Below are 15,946 nucleotides of genomic sequence, written 5' to 3' on the forward strand. Positions count from 1 at the left end.
TAATGGTTTTGTTCAATCTGAACTTTGTACTGTGGACAACATACCTAGACAAAAGGTGAACGAAATTTGTACATTTTCTGAACATTAAAAATCAAATATACTAGTAGCTAGGAAGAAGTATGGGGGGATTGTTATGGCACGGGAAGAAGACATCAAAATCGGTTTGCTGTATTCTCTGACCGGAACAACCGGAGTCACCGAACGGGGGCAGTATCAATCGACCCTATTGGCAATTAAACAGATTAACGAACAGGGAGGAATACACGGGAGACGACTGCTTCCCATCGTGGAGGATATTGCGTCCGACCCGTTTCTGGCAGCCAGGAAAGCGGAAAAATTGATCCTTTCGGATAAGGTTGCAGTTATAATCGGCCTCTACACATCTGTCTGCCGCAAGATGGTTATCCCGATTCTGGAAAAATATAATGTTCTTTTGCTTTACCCAACCCTTTACGAAGGCGAAGAGTTAAGTCGGAACGTGTTTTACCTGGGGCCGGTGCCGAATCAACAACTTCAAACTTTTATTCCGTGGATTATTGAAAATCTTGGGAAATCATTTTACCTGATCGGATCCGATTACATTTATCCCCGCGAAACAAACAGGCATATCCATCGTCTTGTCCAATCATACGGTGGGCGAATTGCGGGAGAGTATTACTCTCTTTTGGGCACTCAGAAATTTGATCATCCTTTGAGAGAAATTGCCAAATCGAAGCCGGATGTAGTTTTCTCAACAGTGGTTGGGGAGAGCCAGATCGCTTTTTATCAACAGTTTTATCATTCGGGGGTCAAGAAGCCCATAGCCAGTGCTATAACGGCGGAAACAGAAATTCAAGCGATGAATCCTGCCTTTGCAACGGGACATTATACTTCATTCCCCTATTTCAATACGGTCCGCTCCGCAAAAAACGACACGTTTTGCATGGAATACCTGCGTACATATGGAACCGACACGATCAGTTCTGTTATGGAAAGCGCGTATTATAGCGTATATTTGCTGGCCGAAGCAATCAAAAAGGCAAAAACGACAGATACCGACTCCCTTCGAAATGCTTTTTCCGGGGTCGCATTTGAAGCTCCGCAAGGGGTAATTAAGATGGATACGCATAACCATCACCTGTGGCTGCACTCCCGGATTGGTCGAATTAACGAAAAAGGACAGTTTGATATTTTATGGGAATCAGACGGACTCATTCCCCCGGAACCTTTCGTGCATCCGAACATTGTGCGACAAAAGGCGACCGCTGCAGATGAAAACATTCGCACACAAGACCGGTTGGGAGAATTACTGGTCAAATACAACCCGCTAATTCAAAAGCTGAAAACAGCCACCCGTCTTTTGCCCTATACATTCGTCGTTTTTGACAACAATGGGGTTCTGTTGGATATGTTTATAAATGGAAAGTTGGGAGAGCGTGACAACTGGCCTCTTTTCAGTCCTGGGACGGTGTGGACGACCGATTGTATCGGACAATCGGGAATCACCTTGGCATTATCGGGGCACACAGAGGCAATCGTTTATGGGACGGATCACGATATCCGGGATCTGCATGACCGGATCACGGTGGGAATCCCGATCAAAGGAACCACTGGCTCAATACAGGGGGTTTTGGGAATGGTGTTACATCTGGATGACTTCCATAAGAATCATCTGGAAGTTCTGGTGCCATCCCTATCGCAAATAACAGAATGGTGTGTGGAAAAGGTGGAGCATGCCGAAAGGCTCCAGTTTATGGAAAAGTTGTCCCGCGACATGTCGGAATGGATTGGCGAAAGCCTGTTTGTGGTCCGAAATGGCAAAATACTGTTCAGCAATGAGGGAGGCCAATCTTTTCTAACAAGACATCAGGCCTTCATTCATGAATATCTATCTGATCTTTACATGGCTGACACACTCCATGATGAAATGCTTGTCCGCAAAAAAATACAAGACGTTCTCTATGAACTGCGGATTGTTCCGTCCGACGATGATCGTTATATTTTCGTCAGGAAAATTGGTTTGGACAAACAGTCGGTTCAAAAAAGAGGTCCGATCTTACTCGAGGATCTGATCGGATCCAACGAGCGGTTTCTCTACACCATTAAACTCGCCAAATCGGCCGCCCAAATTGAGGCAAACATTCTGCTGTTGGGTGAAAGCGGCACAGGCAAAGAGCTTTTTGCAAGGGCGATTCATAATGAAAGTCCGAGAAAGAACCATCCTTTCGTTGCCATTAACTGCGGTGCGCTCTCACGGGAGCTGATTAACGCCGAACTGTTTGGATACGTGGAAGGAGCGTTTACCGGAGCCAAAAAAGGGGGGAATCCGGGAAAATTTGAAGTGGCAAACGGGGGAACATTATTTTTGGATGAAATCGGTGAAATGCCGCTCGAACTGCAAGCTACTTTATTGCGGGTTTTGCAGGAGCGTGAAGTGGTCCGGATAGGCGGACATCAACCCATACCTGTCGATGTAAGAATCATTGCGGCCACCAACAAAAACCTTAACCATGAAATTGCATACAGTGGTACATTCCGGAGCGACCTTTTCTATCGTCTCAACGTTTTTACGATCGAGTTGATTCCATTGCGGGAACGCGTGGAAGACATACCGGACCTTAGTGATTATTTTCTGGCAGAATTGAATGAAACTTCCAGACTTCCCGCCAAGACAATTACAGACGAGGTTCGTCAATTGTTCCTAACATATAACTGGCCGGGAAATGTTCGCGAGTTAAAAAACGTGGTGGAGCGTGCGTTTTATCTTGCTGCCAATTCTCCGTTCATAACGGTTGATCACCTGCCGGTTCCGATCAGAAATCATTCCGGCATTATTCCGCAGGGAATTTCGTCAACCAAGAGTCTCACTGATATTAAAAAGATAAGCGTAGAAATCGAAAAACAGGAGTTGACCGACTTGCTTGTCCAATTTCGCGGAAATATCAGCAAAGCGGCGAAACAACTTGGCATTTCCCGTACCACCCTGTACCGTAAACTCAGGGATTATCAACTCAAATAGGGCAAAAATCGGGGTGAGAAAATTAACAGAATTTTTCGTTATTGTTCACCATGGAAGAACACTGCGCTAGGAAGTCCCTGCATACGTAACTATACTGAATCTGAATCATCAATCGTAATCAGGGGGCATAGAACATGCAAACCGTAAGCGCTTACAAAAGAGTGGGTTGGAAATGGGGGTTCTCACTTGTATTAGGAATGTTGATGATCTTTATGACAGCTTGCGGAAATACGGCGACAAATTCTGGATCATCTGCCAGCAGCCAACCTGTAAAAATCGGCGTCATTCTAAGCTTTACCGGAACGTTTGCGCCGTTGTCCGAGAGTATCAAGAATGGGATGGAGCTTTATTTTGAACAGCATAATAATTCGATCAGCAATCAAAAGGTAGAAATTAAATATGAGGACGATGAAGGAAACCCGCAAGTGGCTTTACGCAAGTATCGTCAATTGGTGGATAGCCAAAAGGTTGATATGTTAGTAGGACCGATTTCCACTCCTGTTCTTTACGCGTTGCGAGATCAGATCGAAAAGGACAAGATTGTGCTGATCGATGCGAACGCGGCAGCAGATGATATGTCCTGGGATAAAAAGAGCGATTATGTGTACCGGGTGTCTTTCTCCAATTGGCAAAATGGCAGCGCAGGCGCAAAATATTTTGCTGAACATGTTGGCAAAAAGGCATTTGTAGCAGGACCTGATTATCCGGCAGGTCATGAGAATGCAGAAGCGTTCAAGGCGGCTTTTAAAGCGGCGGGCGGTACGGTTGTGGAAGAAGCGTATCCAAAATTGGGCACCAACGACTTTGCCGCATACATGACGCAAATTGCAAAAGCAAATCCAGATTTTGTATATGCGTTTGCAACTGGAACGGATGGAATTCGCTTCGTTCAACAGTACAAGCAATTTGGTTTGGCGGGGAAAGTCCCGTTAACCGGTCCTCTTGAATTGGGAGATGAACTGATTACCGGTCCGGCAGGGGATGCGGCGCAAGGAATTCTGGCGGCAGTCACCTACTTCCCCAATCTGGATAATGATGTGAACAAAAAATTTGTCCAGTCGTATAAAGCGAAATATGGTAAAAACCCGAATGTGTTCAGCGTACAGGGGTATGACTCCGCACAAATCATTGACGCCGCGATTCAAAAAGCAGGCAGCAAGAAATCGGAAGATCTGATCAAGGTGCTGAAAGGAATTTCCTTTGACAGTCCGCGCGGACGCATTACCATCGACCCCAAAACGAACAACCCCATTCAAAACATGTACATCGTGAAAAATGTGATGAAAGATGGAGCTATTGTTCAGGAAGTGATCGAAACGGTAAAAGACGTAACCATGCCGGAGAAAGCTCCAGACAAATAACCCCTGACAGGATATCGAGGGGCTCAACCAGGCCCCTCGCTTATTTCAGCCTATTATGCACTTACAGACCAGGGGAGGGGAGTTATTTGGATTTTTCTATCTTGTTTGTGCAAATTCTCACAGGTTTGGCCTATGGAATGCTGCTGTTTATGATCGCGGCAGGACTATCCATTATATTTGGCATCATGAACGTGATTAATCTGGCTCACGGAACTTTTTTCATGTTGGGAGCTTATGTCGCTTTTACCTTTATAAATCAACATGCAGGATTTTGGGTGGCTTTGTTATTGTCGGTCCTTGCAGTGGCAGTTATGGGGGTACTGGTGGAACGTTTTCTTCTTTCCCGGATGTACGGAAAAACATTTGAACAAATCCTTTTGACGTTTGGATTGATGTATATTTTTACAGACCTTGTCAAGTGGATTTGGGGTTCCAGCCCACAAACGCTGCCCGTACCACCGATGTTGGATTTTTCCATTTCCGCAGGTGTCGTACAGTTTCCTGCATATCGGCTGTTTGTTGTAGCTGTGGGCTGCATCGTGGCTTTTTTTCTTTGGTATTTCGAAACGCGAACCCGCATTGGCGCCATCGTTCGCGCGGGTGTAGACGACCGGGAAATGCTCGGTGCCTTGGGAATCAACGTAAAATTGGTTTTTACAGGCGTGTTCACGTTTGGTGCAGCGTTAGCCGGTGTAAGCGGTACACTCGGAGGACCTATATTGGGCCTTTATAATGGGATGGATGCCGATATTTTAATTTTCTCGCTGGTGATTGTGGTGATTGGCGGTTTGGGCACTTGGAGAGGCTCGTTTATTGGCGCTATTCTGATTGGCATGATTGAAACGCTTGGACAAATATGGTTCCCCTCGTTATCGATGGTACTGGTGTTTGCCTTGATGGTGGGCGTGTTGCTCGTAAAACCGTCCGGTCTGTTTGGAAAAGGGGTGGAGGCGTGAAGAAGAAGTTTCCGATTTCTCTGGCAGCTGTCATCCTTATCCTTGCACTGCCTTTCGTGTTGTCTTCGTACAGCGTTTCATTGTTTACCGAAATGTTCGTGATCTCGATTTTTGCTCTTTCACTTGGCTTAATCATCGGATACGCGGGTCTTGTTTCTTTGGGACATGCCGCTTTTTTTGGCGCTGGCGCCTATACCGTTGCATTATTGGGCAAGTATTTCCCGAACACCTATGTGCTCTTGCTCGCGGCCATTTTGATTGCCGGTTTGTTAGCCTGGTTGTCCGGATTCTTGTTTATTAAAACATCAGGCGCCTATTTTTTGATGATTACATTAGCATTCAGCCAGATGCTCTATGCGGTTGTCTATAAGGCGAAAAATGTGACCGGCGGTGCGGACGGGATGGCCGTATCCGCCTCGCCCGACTTAGGGTTTGGCCCGATCTCCAGCCCTTTAGGTCTTTATTATTTGATGGCAATTTCTTTTTTGCTCTGTTATCTGTTTCTGAGCTGTTTTGTAAATTCCCCGGCGGGAAAAGCGGTTCAAGGCGTCAAGGAGAACGAGTCACGCATGAAGGCGCTGGGCTATCGGACTCATTCATTCAAGCTGCTCGCCTATACGATCTCCGGAATGATGGCCGGTTTCGCGGGCGCCATGTACTCCCTTTATAACTTGTTTGTGAGCCCTGACACATTAAGCTGGATCTTCTCAGGGCAAGCGATGGTTATGGTCATCATCGGAGGGGTGGGTACTCTGTTTGGTCCGCCGATTGGCGCTGCCTTTTTTGTTGTGCTGCAAAACTACATGAGCTCCTATACGGAACGTTGGCCCATCATTATGGGATTGATCTTCGTTGCGTTTGTCCTTTACGGGCGAGGAGGAGTCGCTCATTTATTGATATTCGTGTGGGCCAAGATTCAATCGAACTTCCGGGGTGGAAACAATCCAGCTGTGGAAATGGGGCCATCGAAGCAAGCGGGGGAGGTTGTCAATGGTGAATCTGTTAAAGGTTGAACGTCTAAGCAAATCGTTTAAAGGCCTGCAGGTGTTGAAAAATGTCAGTTTGGAAGTGGAAAGCGAAGAACGTCATGTGATTATCGGCCCAAATGGTGCGGGGAAAACGACACTGTTCAACTGTATCACGGGTGTTTTGCCAATCGATGACGGTGTTGTCATGCTAAATGGAAGAAAAATCAGCGGGCTGCCGTCCGACACCCGGGTTGCAAATGGTATGGCTCGTACCTTTCAGAAAAATAATCTGTTTGGCAATTTGACCGTCGAAGAGAATTTGCATTTAGCCATAAATGCTTGCAAGCCCTATCGCAACAACATAATCAAACCGTTTCGAATGTATACGGATTTGCTGCAAGAAACACAGGAATTACTGGAAAGGTGGAACCTTTGGGAACGCCGTCATCGTCTGGTAAATGAATTGTCGTACGGGGAGCAGAGATTGCTGGAAATTGTGCTGGCATTGGCTTCCAAGCCAAAGATCCTGTTGCTGGACGAACCTACGTCCGGTATGTCTCCTGCAGAAACGTTGCAAACTACCCAATTGATTCAAAGTCTGCCCCGTTCTGTTTCATTATTGGTGATTGAACACGACATGGAAGTCGTATTTTCGATCGCAGACCGGATAACGGTTCTGCATCATGGGGAACTGTTTATGACTGGGTCCCCGAATGAGATTCGCGGTGATGAAAGAGTCAAAGAAATTTACTTCGGAGGAGGGGCTATGGCGCATGCTCAAACTTGATAATGTCCATACCTATTATGGCAACAGCCATATTTTGCAGGGGATCTCCTTTGAAGTGCCAAAAGGAACATGTGTCGCCCTGCTGGGCCGTAATGGAGCGGGAAAAACAACCACGATCCACAGCATCGCAGGACTTACTCCTCCTCGCAACGGAACGATCCGGTTTCAGGGGAGGAAAATTGAGAAACTTACGCCCTATCAAATCTCCCGTTGTGGAATCGGTCTGGTACCACAAGGAAGACGGATCTTTCCTTCGCTTACAATCAGAGAAAATTTGACAATTGCCGCGCGACATGCGGACCAGTCCCGCACAGACCAAGAGAAGTGGACGCTTGCGAAAGTATACGAATTGTTTCCAATCCTGAAGGAGCGGGAAAACAATATGGGCACTCAGTTGTCCGGCGGGCAACAACAAATGCTGGCGATCGGAAGGGCGCTGATCACCAATCCGCAATTGATTCTGATGGATGAACCGTCTGAAGGATTGGCGCCGATCATTATCGAACAGGTAGGCGAAATTATAAAAAAGCTGAAGGAAACGGGCTTGTCGATCCTCTTGGTGGAACAAAACTTCTATTTGGCGTGCGGAGTGGCAAACGAAGTGTTGGTGATGAATAAGGGGCAGATCGTTTGGCAGGGAGAACCGCAGCAATTGCTGGCGAATGAAGAGATTCAGCACCGCTATTTGGGAGTCTGATTGCTCACAAACCAAGCCTTTGCGTTGTTTCTTTTAAACAATCGCATAGGCTCGGTTGGTTTGAGATCATCTATAAAACCCTAGATTCTGTGAAATTTCCTGGCAGGCTTCTATTACTTTCTTGCTTAAATATGCTACTTTGGAGCGGCCCATACGCTGTTTCGGACCCACGAGGGTAAGGGCCGCCACGACTTGTCCTGTATAGTCGCGAATAGGGGCTGCCAGCGAATGCACACCCTCCAGTAACTCTTCAAAGCTGGTCGCATAGCCCTGAGTTTTAATTTTTGCCAATTCCTGATGCAGCAGATTCGGGTTGGTCAGCGTGTTCGGCGTATGTTTCACCAGGCCATTTTCAATGATCTGTTTGATAAAATCAGGCTCTTGATGGGCCAGCAACACTTTGCCGGAACTTGTACAATAAAGCGGGTTTCTTTTGCCTACGTGCGTTAAAAAGCGAACATGGTGAGTACACTCGATCTTCATTATGTAGATAAGCTCGTTTCCGTCCAGTATTCCAATATGTGCGGTCTCATCTACTGTATCCACCAGTTTTCGGACAACCGGGAGCGCTTCATTATAGATATCCAGAGTGGAAAAGATCACTCCGCTAAGAGCGAGAACCGAGTATCCCAACCGATATTTGTGTGTTTCCGATTCTTTAACCAGAAATCCTTCTTTAACAAGCGTGGAAACCAGACGGTGTACCGTGCTTTTTCCCAAATTTTGCGCGACGGCAATTTCCGTAATGCCCTGGCTGGGTTTATCCATCGAGTAGGAACGAAGGATTCGAAGGGCGTTGCTGAGTGAAGACAGCATACGTTGCTCATTTTTTTCCGGCATAAGCAGATCTCCTCCTTAAACCTTTCTATACCACATTATTCAATCGATTCTGAAAAATTCCGTCTGAAAATCTCCACAACTGTAAACCTTTAAGTATAAACTACAACGATTTTCTGTAAAATCTATCTCGTTGTTCACTATAGAAGAACAGGTTGTATGTTAAAAGAATTACGATATGCCAAGCCGGATTTCCTTGTTGGGGTTGTGAGTTTTGTAGGTTTTACTGATCAAAGCTGCTACGCAAACAGGTTCTACAGAGTCAATTATGATAATAAACAGGTAATGTGCTGATGAAATCATTTCCGTTTATACATGGGTGGATAACATGGAAACTACAAAAAACAGAACAGTTTTTAAATATGACGGCAACGCCCTGATTGAACAAGTAGATGAAGTGGCGTCCGAATACCCTTTTACCATCGTGCTAAACGGACAGGAATTTGCGACCTTGGTCTGTACCCCGACTCACTTGAAAGAGATGGCAATTGGTTTTCTTACCTCCGAAGGAGTCATTCGTTTTCCTGAAGAAATTGTATCGGTCACTCTTAACGAAGAGCGAGGATTCGCCTATGTGGAAACCACCAACAAACAGCCAACAAGCCTTGAATTCTATGCCAAGAGGTTTATCGGTTCATGCTGCGGCAAGAGCAGGCAATCCTTTTATTTTCACAATGATGTAAAGACGGCCAAGACCGTTATGAGCCGGAACCAAATCACTGTGGATCAATGTTTTTATCTGATGGAGTTGTTGCAGCAAAGTTCCACTCATTTCCAAACAACAGGCGGTGTACATAACGCCGCGCTATGCAGCAAGAATGAAATTATCATCTCCTGTACAGATATCGGCAGGCATAACACATTGGATAAAATCTTCGGGTACTGGATGCAGAACCGGATTCACTTGCATGACAAAGTAATTGTATTCAGCGGCCGGATTTCATCTGAAGTACTGCTTAAAGTAGCTAAAATTGGAGTGGGAATCTTGATATCAAAATCGGCTCCTACCGATCTCGCCTTAGAAATGGCGGAGGAACTTGGGATCACGATCATTGGATTTGTGCGGGGACGGAAAATGAACGTGTACACTCATCCGGAACGTATTGTGTAGAGGATAAACCTATCAAAACAGGAGTGATTAAAATGGGAAAGACAAAACATACTGGTCCAATTAAGCTTCCCTCGCTGCCAGACCCACGATTTTGGGTGAGTCCAATTCCCTTTGGATTTGGAAAAGTCAAACCGCACCACATTCGCGATACGATAAAAATTGCATGGGAGAACCGTGATAACCTGCCTTATGCTGTCCGAATTTTGCAAAAAGGGGTTTGCGACGGATGCGCACTGGGGGTTGCCGGACTTCACGATCAGACATTAGCCGGGCCGCATCTTTGTACGACGCGGCTGAATGTGCTCCGTTTAAACACAATGCCCGCGATAAAAGCAGAAATCGTTCATGCCGATATCGACGAGCTTCGAAAAATGGACAGCACTACACTTCGTAAATTGGGGCGCATTCCGTATCCGTTGATCCGTAGAAAAGGGGAACGCAATTTCACCCGTATTTCCTGGGACGAAGCGCTTGATCAGATTGCTGAAAAAATCAGGTGCATCGATCCAAAGCAACTTGCATTTTATCTGACGTCCCGAGGAATCCCGAATGAATCGTATTATGTGGCTGCGAAAGTGGCACGTTTCCTGGGAACCAATAATATTGACAACGCTTCCCGCATTTGCCATTCACCCTCAAAGACAGCATTGAAACGATCCGTTGGCATTGGGGCTTCAAGCTGCAATTATAAAGATTGGATCGGAACGGACGTACTTGTGTTTTGGGGCAGCGTGGCAGCAAATAATCAGCCGGTATCGACAAAATATATGTATGCTGCCAAGCGGAAAGGAACCAAAATCATCGTGATTAACCCGTATTATGAACCCGCGATGGAAAAATACTGGATTCCTTCGATTCCGGAATCTGCCCTTTTCGGAACCAAAATCGCAGATGATTTCTACCAAGTGAATATTGGCGGGGACATTGCGTTTATGAACGGTGTGATGAAGAGTTGGTTTGAAATGGAAGAACGGCTGCCGGGTTCCGCCATCAACCACCAATTTGTCGAGGAACATGTGAACGGTTACGAACAACTAAAAGCCCATATTATGAAGTATGACTGGGAAACGCTTGAAAAATCGTCCGGTTTGTCGAAAGAACGGATGTACGTATTCGCCAAGCTGCTTGCTGAAGCGAAGTCAGCAGTGTTTGTGTGGTCGATGGGATTAACGCAGCACCGGTTTGGTACGGACAATATTTCGCAAGTGGCAAACCTTGCCCTGTTGCGCGGATTTTTGGGCCGTGAACATTGCGGATTGATGCCGATTCGTGGACATTCCGGAGTACAGGGATCCGGTGAGATGGGAGCCGATCCGTTCAGTTTGCCCGGCGGTGACTTCAAAGGACTGGATGTCGAACGAATTGAAAAGGTTTGGGGGTTTGAACTGCCAAAGTGGCAAGGCGATATTGTCGGAGTTACGATTGAGAACGCTCTTCTTCCAACAGATCATGAACGAAAACTTAAGCTCTTCTACACTTCGGGAGGTAACTTCCTCGAAACGATGCCGAATCCCGATTTTGTCAAAATGTGCTTGGAAAATGTGGATATTCGTGTTCACCAGGACATTATTTTCAACACATCGACATTGGTTGATGCGAATGAAGCGGTGATTGTGTTACCCGCAATGACCCGTTATGAGATGCCGGGGGGAGTTACGTCGACTTCCACGGAAAGGATGGTCTACTTTTCGCCTGAAATTCCCGGCCCCCGTATCCCGGAAGCGCGCGCGGAATGGCAGATCTTTATCGATCTTGCGGCCCGCGTGAAACCGCAACAAAAACATTTGATCTGGTTTGATAACGCTCAGGAAATCCGCGATGAAATCGCTAAAGCCGCCCCGAATTACGACGGAATTCAGCATTTGAAGAAGCAGGGCGACGTGTTCCAATGGGGCGGTGCCTGGCTATGTGAAGACGGGATATGTCCGACACCGGACGGGCGAGGTAACCTGATTGAAATTGAATTGCCGGAGTTAAGAAAAGCGGAAGGGCGCTTTTATGTCACGACACGCCGGGGAAAACAATTTAATTCCATGGTATACAGCGAAACCGATCCTTTCAACAAGGCGGACCGCTATGATGTGCTGATCCATCCGGCAGATGCAAGTGCACTTAATCTCAAGGAAGGCGAGGCAATCGTTGTCCATAATGAACACGGCATGTTACAGGGGCATGCCAAATTCGAGAATGTGAAGCCGGGGAACATAGAAGTCCATTGGCCGGAAGGCAACTGTCTCATTCCGAAAGGAGTCTACGAGCAGTATGCGGGGATTCCGGAATACAACACGACGGTGACTGTGGAAAAGGCCGAAATGTATCACGCGGCAAAGGATATATCGTACGCCGAAAAGGCAATCGAAGAACGTAAGGTAAGCGTTGAGTAAGGTTAGGGTGTAAAAATCAACAAGAAGCATAGAACTAGCCATCTATTATAAGGTGGCTATGCTGCCACCAAAAATAGTTATCGATAATTTCACATTGAAAAGGACGGGTGACAGGGGAATAATTCAATCTGTCCTTTTTACACGTATGGGTAGTGCCATAGGACCGGAGGAATAAAGTATGGATTACTTGAAAAATATGTTTAACCCATTGCCAAGTGTAGTAAGTCAGTTGCAGCAAGGATGTTCAGAGGATCCCATTAGTATATCTCAAAGCTCTGTTAACCGTGAGACAATTATAAATCTAATTAACAATATGCAAGCTGTTTTATTTCCGGGGTATTTTGGACCTGTCGAATTTATCAATATCCAACAACATTAATGGAACAAATAACTATCATCCACCGAACGCTGGCAAGGCAAATTCATGATAGTATGAAACACCACTGTATAAATGCAAATGGCCATCAAGTTGGTGATTTATATTGCAAAAAATTTGAAGAGGCGTTTAAGTGCGCTGATCAATTTATTGAACAATTGCCTAATATCCGCCATAAGCTGATACTGGAGGTGAAAGCCGCATATGTAGGTGATCCTGCCACCAGCAGCTATGAAGAGATTGTTTTATCCTATCCTGGTATTTACGCGATTACTGTGTATCGTCTGGCGCATGAATTACATAAACTGAAGGTTCAATTGATTCCACGAATCATGACAGAACATGCGCATAGCTTAACGGGAATCGATATTCACCCCGGTGCTACAATAGGAACGCATTTTTTCATCGATCATGGTACCGGTGTGGTCATTGGCGAGACTTGTCAGATTGGCAATCATGTGAAAATTTATCAAGGCGTTACATTAGGAGCACTTAGTTTTAAAATGGATGAAGTCGGAAATGTAGTTCGTGGTACAAAGCGTCATCCGACAATTGAAGATTGGAGTAGCCCCATAAGCCCCCGGACAAACTTCTCTTTGCTTATAAGAGTTAGGGTGAACGGGGTTTTTATTATGCGAGGAAAAAATAGTTTTCGGTAGAAAAGATGTCGAGTGAGGTGGAGGGAATGACTTCTGTGCAAACATCTTAGAGATCTGTCGGAATCCTTTGATTACATAAAGCTTTACGCGTTTGGATGGAAGCATTTCTGGGGCTGTTTATCCGGTTTAGCTATGGTCCTCCCAATCATGAGCAGAACTTGAGAAGGAGCTTGAGGAAACGAAGAAACCGCCCGGTGAGAAAAAAATTCAAATCCAAATCCGTGATGTATATAATAAATTTAATACCCACACAAGTATTTGAATGTTCTTTTAGTGGATTGGAGAGTCACGATGAGGGAATTGAATGTAGATCCGATTCGAGCTGTGGAACGCGCCATTCAAATCTTAAACTGTTTTAGTTTTGAACGGCCCGATCTGTCCATTGAAGAAATTATCGAAAAAACAAAATTGGCCAAGGCCACCATCTACCGGTTGCTCTGGACCTTGGAGAAAAATGGGCTGATTCATTACGATAAGAAAGAAAACCGGTACCGCCTCGGGTATAAATCTTTGGAATATGGTGGCATCGTTTTAGAGAATTTGGATATTCGCCGGGAAGCGGAACCCTATCTGCAGGAGTTATACGAGGTGACGGGTCATTCGGTGATACTCGCTGTTCCACAAAATGAAACGGTCCAGTATCTGGCAAGGTACGACAGTGATGAAGGATTCCAACCGCGTAATTTCATCGGAAGAAGGCGTATCTTGCATAACGGGGCATATGGAATTGTGTTGTTGGCTCATATGGAACCGGATTTTGTGCAGAAAATTCTCGATCAATATCCGCTTGAGGCTCTGACGCCCGATACATTGATTAATAAAGAACGTTTTATCCATCGACTGCAGGAAATACGAAAAAATGGGTTTTTTGTTGATGAGGGAGAAACGTTTGCCGGCTTTACGGCCATCGCAGTGCCGGTTTTCGACGGAAAAGACAAAGCGATTGCTGCCATCGGCATTTCGGGGCCCAGCTTCAAAATGGAAGGAGAACCGAGAGATCGATTCATCAAACAGACGAAAGAGACGGCAATGAAAATATCCTTGCGAATGGGTCACATTATAAAATGAATCGTTTAACCACTCTTCCATCAATTATCTGTAATTCATCCAAATACTTACACAAAGCGGAAGGACAATCGCCAGGCAGAAGGCAATTTTCACTGCTGAGTGCGGAAACAGGAATATATTACGCATATCGATCATTTGGCCGATCACCAAGAACCCCAGCACGCCGCCAGACGTCGTCAATCCTGCAAGAGAACGAGCGACGAACGCATCCGCTTCCGGGCAAAGTGAGAGCAACGAAGCAAGACCCATCATTGCAAGTACCGACCAAACAGGATGCTGCCCAATGGGAGAGATGATGGAGATTGGCACCACTGTTTGTAAAAGAGTAGCAACTGCGGCACTGATAATCACAAAACCTCCAACTTCGAAAAATTCGATCACCGCATGCTCGATTACTGCACCTAATACTTGCAGAACGGTTCGTCTAGGCGCAGGAGTACCGGTTGCAGCGATTTCCAACATCGGAAGTTCATCTCGCTCACGCGGCGATAGCTTGCGCCGTTTCGATTCGATGGTTAAAAGGACCCAACCTATCGCAACCGCTATTCCAAGTGTGGCAGCGGTTCGTGTCCACATCATCGAAGGGTTCATCCCGAAAGCAAAATAGGTGGCGATCATGGTCAACGTGTTGGATATTTGGATAGAGATCGGGCTCATCTGGCTGGTTAATAGTTTTAATGCTGTGAGCGACGAGAACAGGCTTCTGTTCATAGCCAGCATACCAGCTTATCGGCAATTCCTGGTCGGCTTCAGGAATTTTCCTGGTTAACACCGTCAATTTCTACCCATGTGTTATTCGTTTACTGCGATGCATCGCTCGATTCAACAGTAATACCCATGGGCATCATATCAGCTGCACAACAAACGATCACAAGACGCATTAAGATCAGCCGATTTTGCGGCCAACCCGGTGGATGATAGACAAATCAGGAAAACTCAAACCGCTGGTTAAAAATAATACTCCGGTGCAATCAAAATATTTTCTACTGACTGATTAAGAGGCAGTGAAGATCCAGAGGCGGGTTTCGGAGGTTTGGGGTAATCCTTCAGTTCCAATTTGGGTACCTTTTGCAAATCAACTTTATCCAATGAAGGTGTATCGGGAGTTGTCCCATCGTCCGTCTTGTTCACAAGAGCTGATTGGCCCCTTGCTTGCGGTCTCAAATTATGATTATGATCATCATGTTCGTGTGTGGTGGTTGTCATGAGTGTGTTGATGGTAATACCCGCGGTTTCTTTTGAAACGAAAACTTGTAGATAAAGCATGGGAGGTCATAACAAGCAAAACACCTGTTGTTATCTTCAACAACATCCCGATCATGGGCGACACAAGATTGTGAATTTCTCCTGTACGGAACAACTTCAAAAGAAACAGAGTAAAGCTGAACATTATCAATCCTTGTACAACTTCCTTCGGTAAATAGCCGCTTTCGCATTTTAATTTCTCCTTCCGGATTCAACAGTCACCGCTGTCATTTTGCCAATACCGTTCCCGTTGTTCCGTTACCCTTTCAGCTAATTTTAGTTTATCGGAATAAGGGGAGTACTGTCCAAGTTTCAGGGGCTAAAATTCCTGCACCTTAAGAAAAAGTGATACTAAAGCAATATTTTTCAACCTTATCTCGTGAATACTCATGGTGAATATGCCCGACGTCAGAGCAGGGTGTTTTTGTTGGTTAAAAATTACAAAAATATTGACATATCAGAAATCACAGAACTATATTTTATACTAGCAGATCATATA

At 45.6% G+C, this 15,946-nt stretch carries 14 protein-coding genes and 1 pseudogene; 11 read left to right on the top strand and 4 right to left on the bottom strand.

The genetic code is table 11. The annotated features are described in order from the left end of the window. The first annotated feature begins 133 nt into the window (after nt 1-133). The 6 genes from skT53_RS16350 (at nt 134) to skT53_RS16375 (ending at nt 7,767) form a co-directional block, all read left to right on the top strand. On the top strand, nt 134-2,998 hold the full coding sequence (locus skT53_RS16350) for a transporter substrate-binding protein (RefSeq protein WP_200758856.1): 2,865 nt from the start codon (nt 134-136) through the stop codon (nt 2,996-2,998). 134 nt (nt 2,999-3,132) lie between these two features. Beyond that, nucleotides 3,133-4,359 (top strand): ABC transporter substrate-binding protein, encoded by a 1,227-nt coding sequence (locus skT53_RS16355; RefSeq protein ID WP_200758857.1) that lies wholly within the window; start codon nt 3,133-3,135, stop codon nt 4,357-4,359. A gap of 86 nt (nt 4,360-4,445) precedes the next feature. After that, on the top strand, nt 4,446-5,315 hold the full coding sequence (locus tag skT53_RS16360) for a branched-chain amino acid ABC transporter permease (RefSeq protein WP_226375258.1): 870 nt from the start codon (nt 4,446-4,448) through the stop codon (nt 5,313-5,315). Continuing rightward, nucleotides 5,312-6,328 (top strand): branched-chain amino acid ABC transporter permease, encoded by a 1,017-nt coding sequence (locus skT53_RS16365; protein ID WP_200758858.1) that lies wholly within the window; start codon nt 5,312-5,314, stop codon nt 6,326-6,328. The genes skT53_RS16360 and skT53_RS16365 overlap by 4 nt, the downstream gene beginning before the upstream one ends. Continuing rightward, the gene (locus skT53_RS16370) at nt 6,306-7,070 is read left to right on the top strand and encodes an ABC transporter ATP-binding protein (RefSeq protein WP_226375259.1); all 765 of its coding nucleotides are present in this window, start codon (nt 6,306-6,308) and stop codon (nt 7,068-7,070) included. Before skT53_RS16365 ends, skT53_RS16370 begins: the two co-directional genes overlap by 23 nt. Continuing rightward, nucleotides 7,057-7,767, top strand: coding sequence for an ABC transporter ATP-binding protein (locus tag skT53_RS16375; protein WP_200758859.1), 711 nt, complete (start codon nt 7,057-7,059; stop codon nt 7,765-7,767). Before skT53_RS16370 ends, skT53_RS16375 begins: the two co-directional genes overlap by 14 nt. A 66-nt stretch (nt 7,768-7,833) precedes the next feature. Here the strand turns inward: skT53_RS16375 and skT53_RS16380 are convergent, their stop codons facing one another. Then, nucleotides 7,834-8,607, bottom strand: coding sequence for an IclR family transcriptional regulator (locus tag skT53_RS16380; protein WP_200758860.1), 774 nt, complete (start codon nt 8,605-8,607; stop codon nt 7,834-7,836). Nucleotides 8,608-8,932: 325 nt separating this feature from the next. Here skT53_RS16380 and fdhD point away from each other — a divergent pair, with 325 nt between their 5' ends. The 5 genes from fdhD to skT53_RS16405 all read left to right on the top strand — a co-directional run bounded on the left by fdhD (nt 8,933) and on the right by skT53_RS16405 (nt 14,202). Further along, complete coding sequence (gene fdhD / locus skT53_RS16385; RefSeq protein WP_200758861.1) at nt 8,933-9,715, top strand: formate dehydrogenase accessory sulfurtransferase FdhD; 783 nt, start codon at nt 8,933-8,935, stop codon at nt 9,713-9,715. 32 nt (nt 9,716-9,747) lie between these two features. Next, nucleotides 9,748-12,099 carry an FdhF/YdeP family oxidoreductase gene (locus tag skT53_RS16390; RefSeq protein WP_200758862.1) on the top strand — a complete coding sequence of 784 codons (2,352 nt, stop codon included), beginning with the start codon at nt 9,748-9,750 and terminating at the stop codon, nt 12,097-12,099. 178 nt (nt 12,100-12,277) lie between these two features. Beyond that, complete coding sequence (locus skT53_RS16395; RefSeq protein ID WP_200758863.1) at nt 12,278-12,478, top strand: hypothetical protein; 201 nt, start codon at nt 12,278-12,280, stop codon at nt 12,476-12,478. After that, nucleotides 12,478-13,134, top strand: coding sequence for a serine O-acetyltransferase (locus skT53_RS16400; RefSeq protein WP_200758864.1), 657 nt, complete (start codon nt 12,478-12,480; stop codon nt 13,132-13,134). Before skT53_RS16395 ends, skT53_RS16400 begins: the two co-directional genes overlap by 1 nt. Nucleotides 13,135-13,425: 291 nt before the next feature. Next, nucleotides 13,426-14,202 carry an IclR family transcriptional regulator gene (locus tag skT53_RS16405; protein ID WP_200758865.1) on the top strand — a complete coding sequence of 259 codons (777 nt, stop codon included), beginning with the start codon at nt 13,426-13,428 and terminating at the stop codon, nt 14,200-14,202. 24 nt (nt 14,203-14,226) lie between these two features. On the opposite strand, the gene skT53_RS16410 is transcribed toward skT53_RS16405, so the two are convergent. From skT53_RS16410 to skT53_RS19270, 3 genes and pseudogenes are all read right to left on the bottom strand, one after another. Further along, nucleotides 14,227-14,913 carry a permease gene (locus skT53_RS16410; protein WP_200758866.1) on the bottom strand — a complete coding sequence of 229 codons (687 nt, stop codon included), beginning with the start codon at nt 14,911-14,913 and terminating at the stop codon, nt 14,227-14,229. Nucleotides 14,914-15,002: 89 nt separating this feature from the next. Beyond that, nucleotides 15,003-15,116: pseudogene (locus skT53_RS19265) on the bottom strand (TIGR03943 family putative permease subunit); the annotation flags it as partial. 266 nt (nt 15,117-15,382) lie between these two features. Further along, nucleotides 15,383-15,598: a DUF1980 domain-containing protein gene (locus tag skT53_RS19270; protein ID WP_404828891.1), complete on the bottom strand. Its 216-nt coding sequence runs from the start codon at nt 15,596-15,598 to the stop codon at nt 15,383-15,385. Nucleotides 15,599-15,946 lie beyond the last annotated feature (348 nt).

Source organism: Effusibacillus dendaii (genome assembly GCF_015097055.1).
GTDB lineage: Bacteria > Bacillota > Bacilli > Tumebacillales > Effusibacillaceae > Effusibacillus > Effusibacillus dendaii.

Excerpts from the sequence above, each read along its gene's own strand:
- skT53_RS16350 (WP_200758856.1), top strand. The coding sequence starts at position 134 with ATGGCACGGGAAGAAGACATCAAAATCGGTTTGCTGTATTCTCTGACC.
- skT53_RS16355 (WP_200758857.1), top strand. The coding sequence starts at position 3,133 with ATGCAAACCGTAAGCGCTTACAAAAGAGTGGGTTGGAAATGGGGGTTC.
- skT53_RS16370 (WP_226375259.1), top strand. The coding sequence starts at position 6,306 with ATGGTGAATCTGTTAAAGGTTGAACGTCTAAGCAAATCGTTTAAAGGC.
- skT53_RS16375 (WP_200758859.1), top strand. The coding sequence starts at position 7,057 with ATGCTCAAACTTGATAATGTCCATACCTATTATGGCAACAGCCATATT.
- skT53_RS16380 (WP_200758860.1), bottom strand. The coding sequence starts at position 8,607 with ATGCCGGAAAAAAATGAGCAACGTATGCTGTCTTCACTCAGCAACGCC.
- fdhD (WP_200758861.1), top strand. The coding sequence starts at position 8,933 with ATGGAAACTACAAAAAACAGAACAGTTTTTAAATATGACGGCAACGCC.
- skT53_RS16390 (WP_200758862.1), top strand. The coding sequence starts at position 9,748 with ATGGGAAAGACAAAACATACTGGTCCAATTAAGCTTCCCTCGCTGCCA.
- skT53_RS16395 (WP_200758863.1), top strand. The coding sequence starts at position 12,278 with ATGGATTACTTGAAAAATATGTTTAACCCATTGCCAAGTGTAGTAAGT.
- skT53_RS16400 (WP_200758864.1), top strand. The coding sequence starts at position 12,478 with ATGGAACAAATAACTATCATCCACCGAACGCTGGCAAGGCAAATTCAT.
- skT53_RS16405 (WP_200758865.1), top strand. The coding sequence starts at position 13,426 with ATGAGGGAATTGAATGTAGATCCGATTCGAGCTGTGGAACGCGCCATT.
- skT53_RS16410 (WP_200758866.1), bottom strand. The coding sequence starts at position 14,913 with ATGAACAGAAGCCTGTTCTCGTCGCTCACAGCATTAAAACTATTAACC.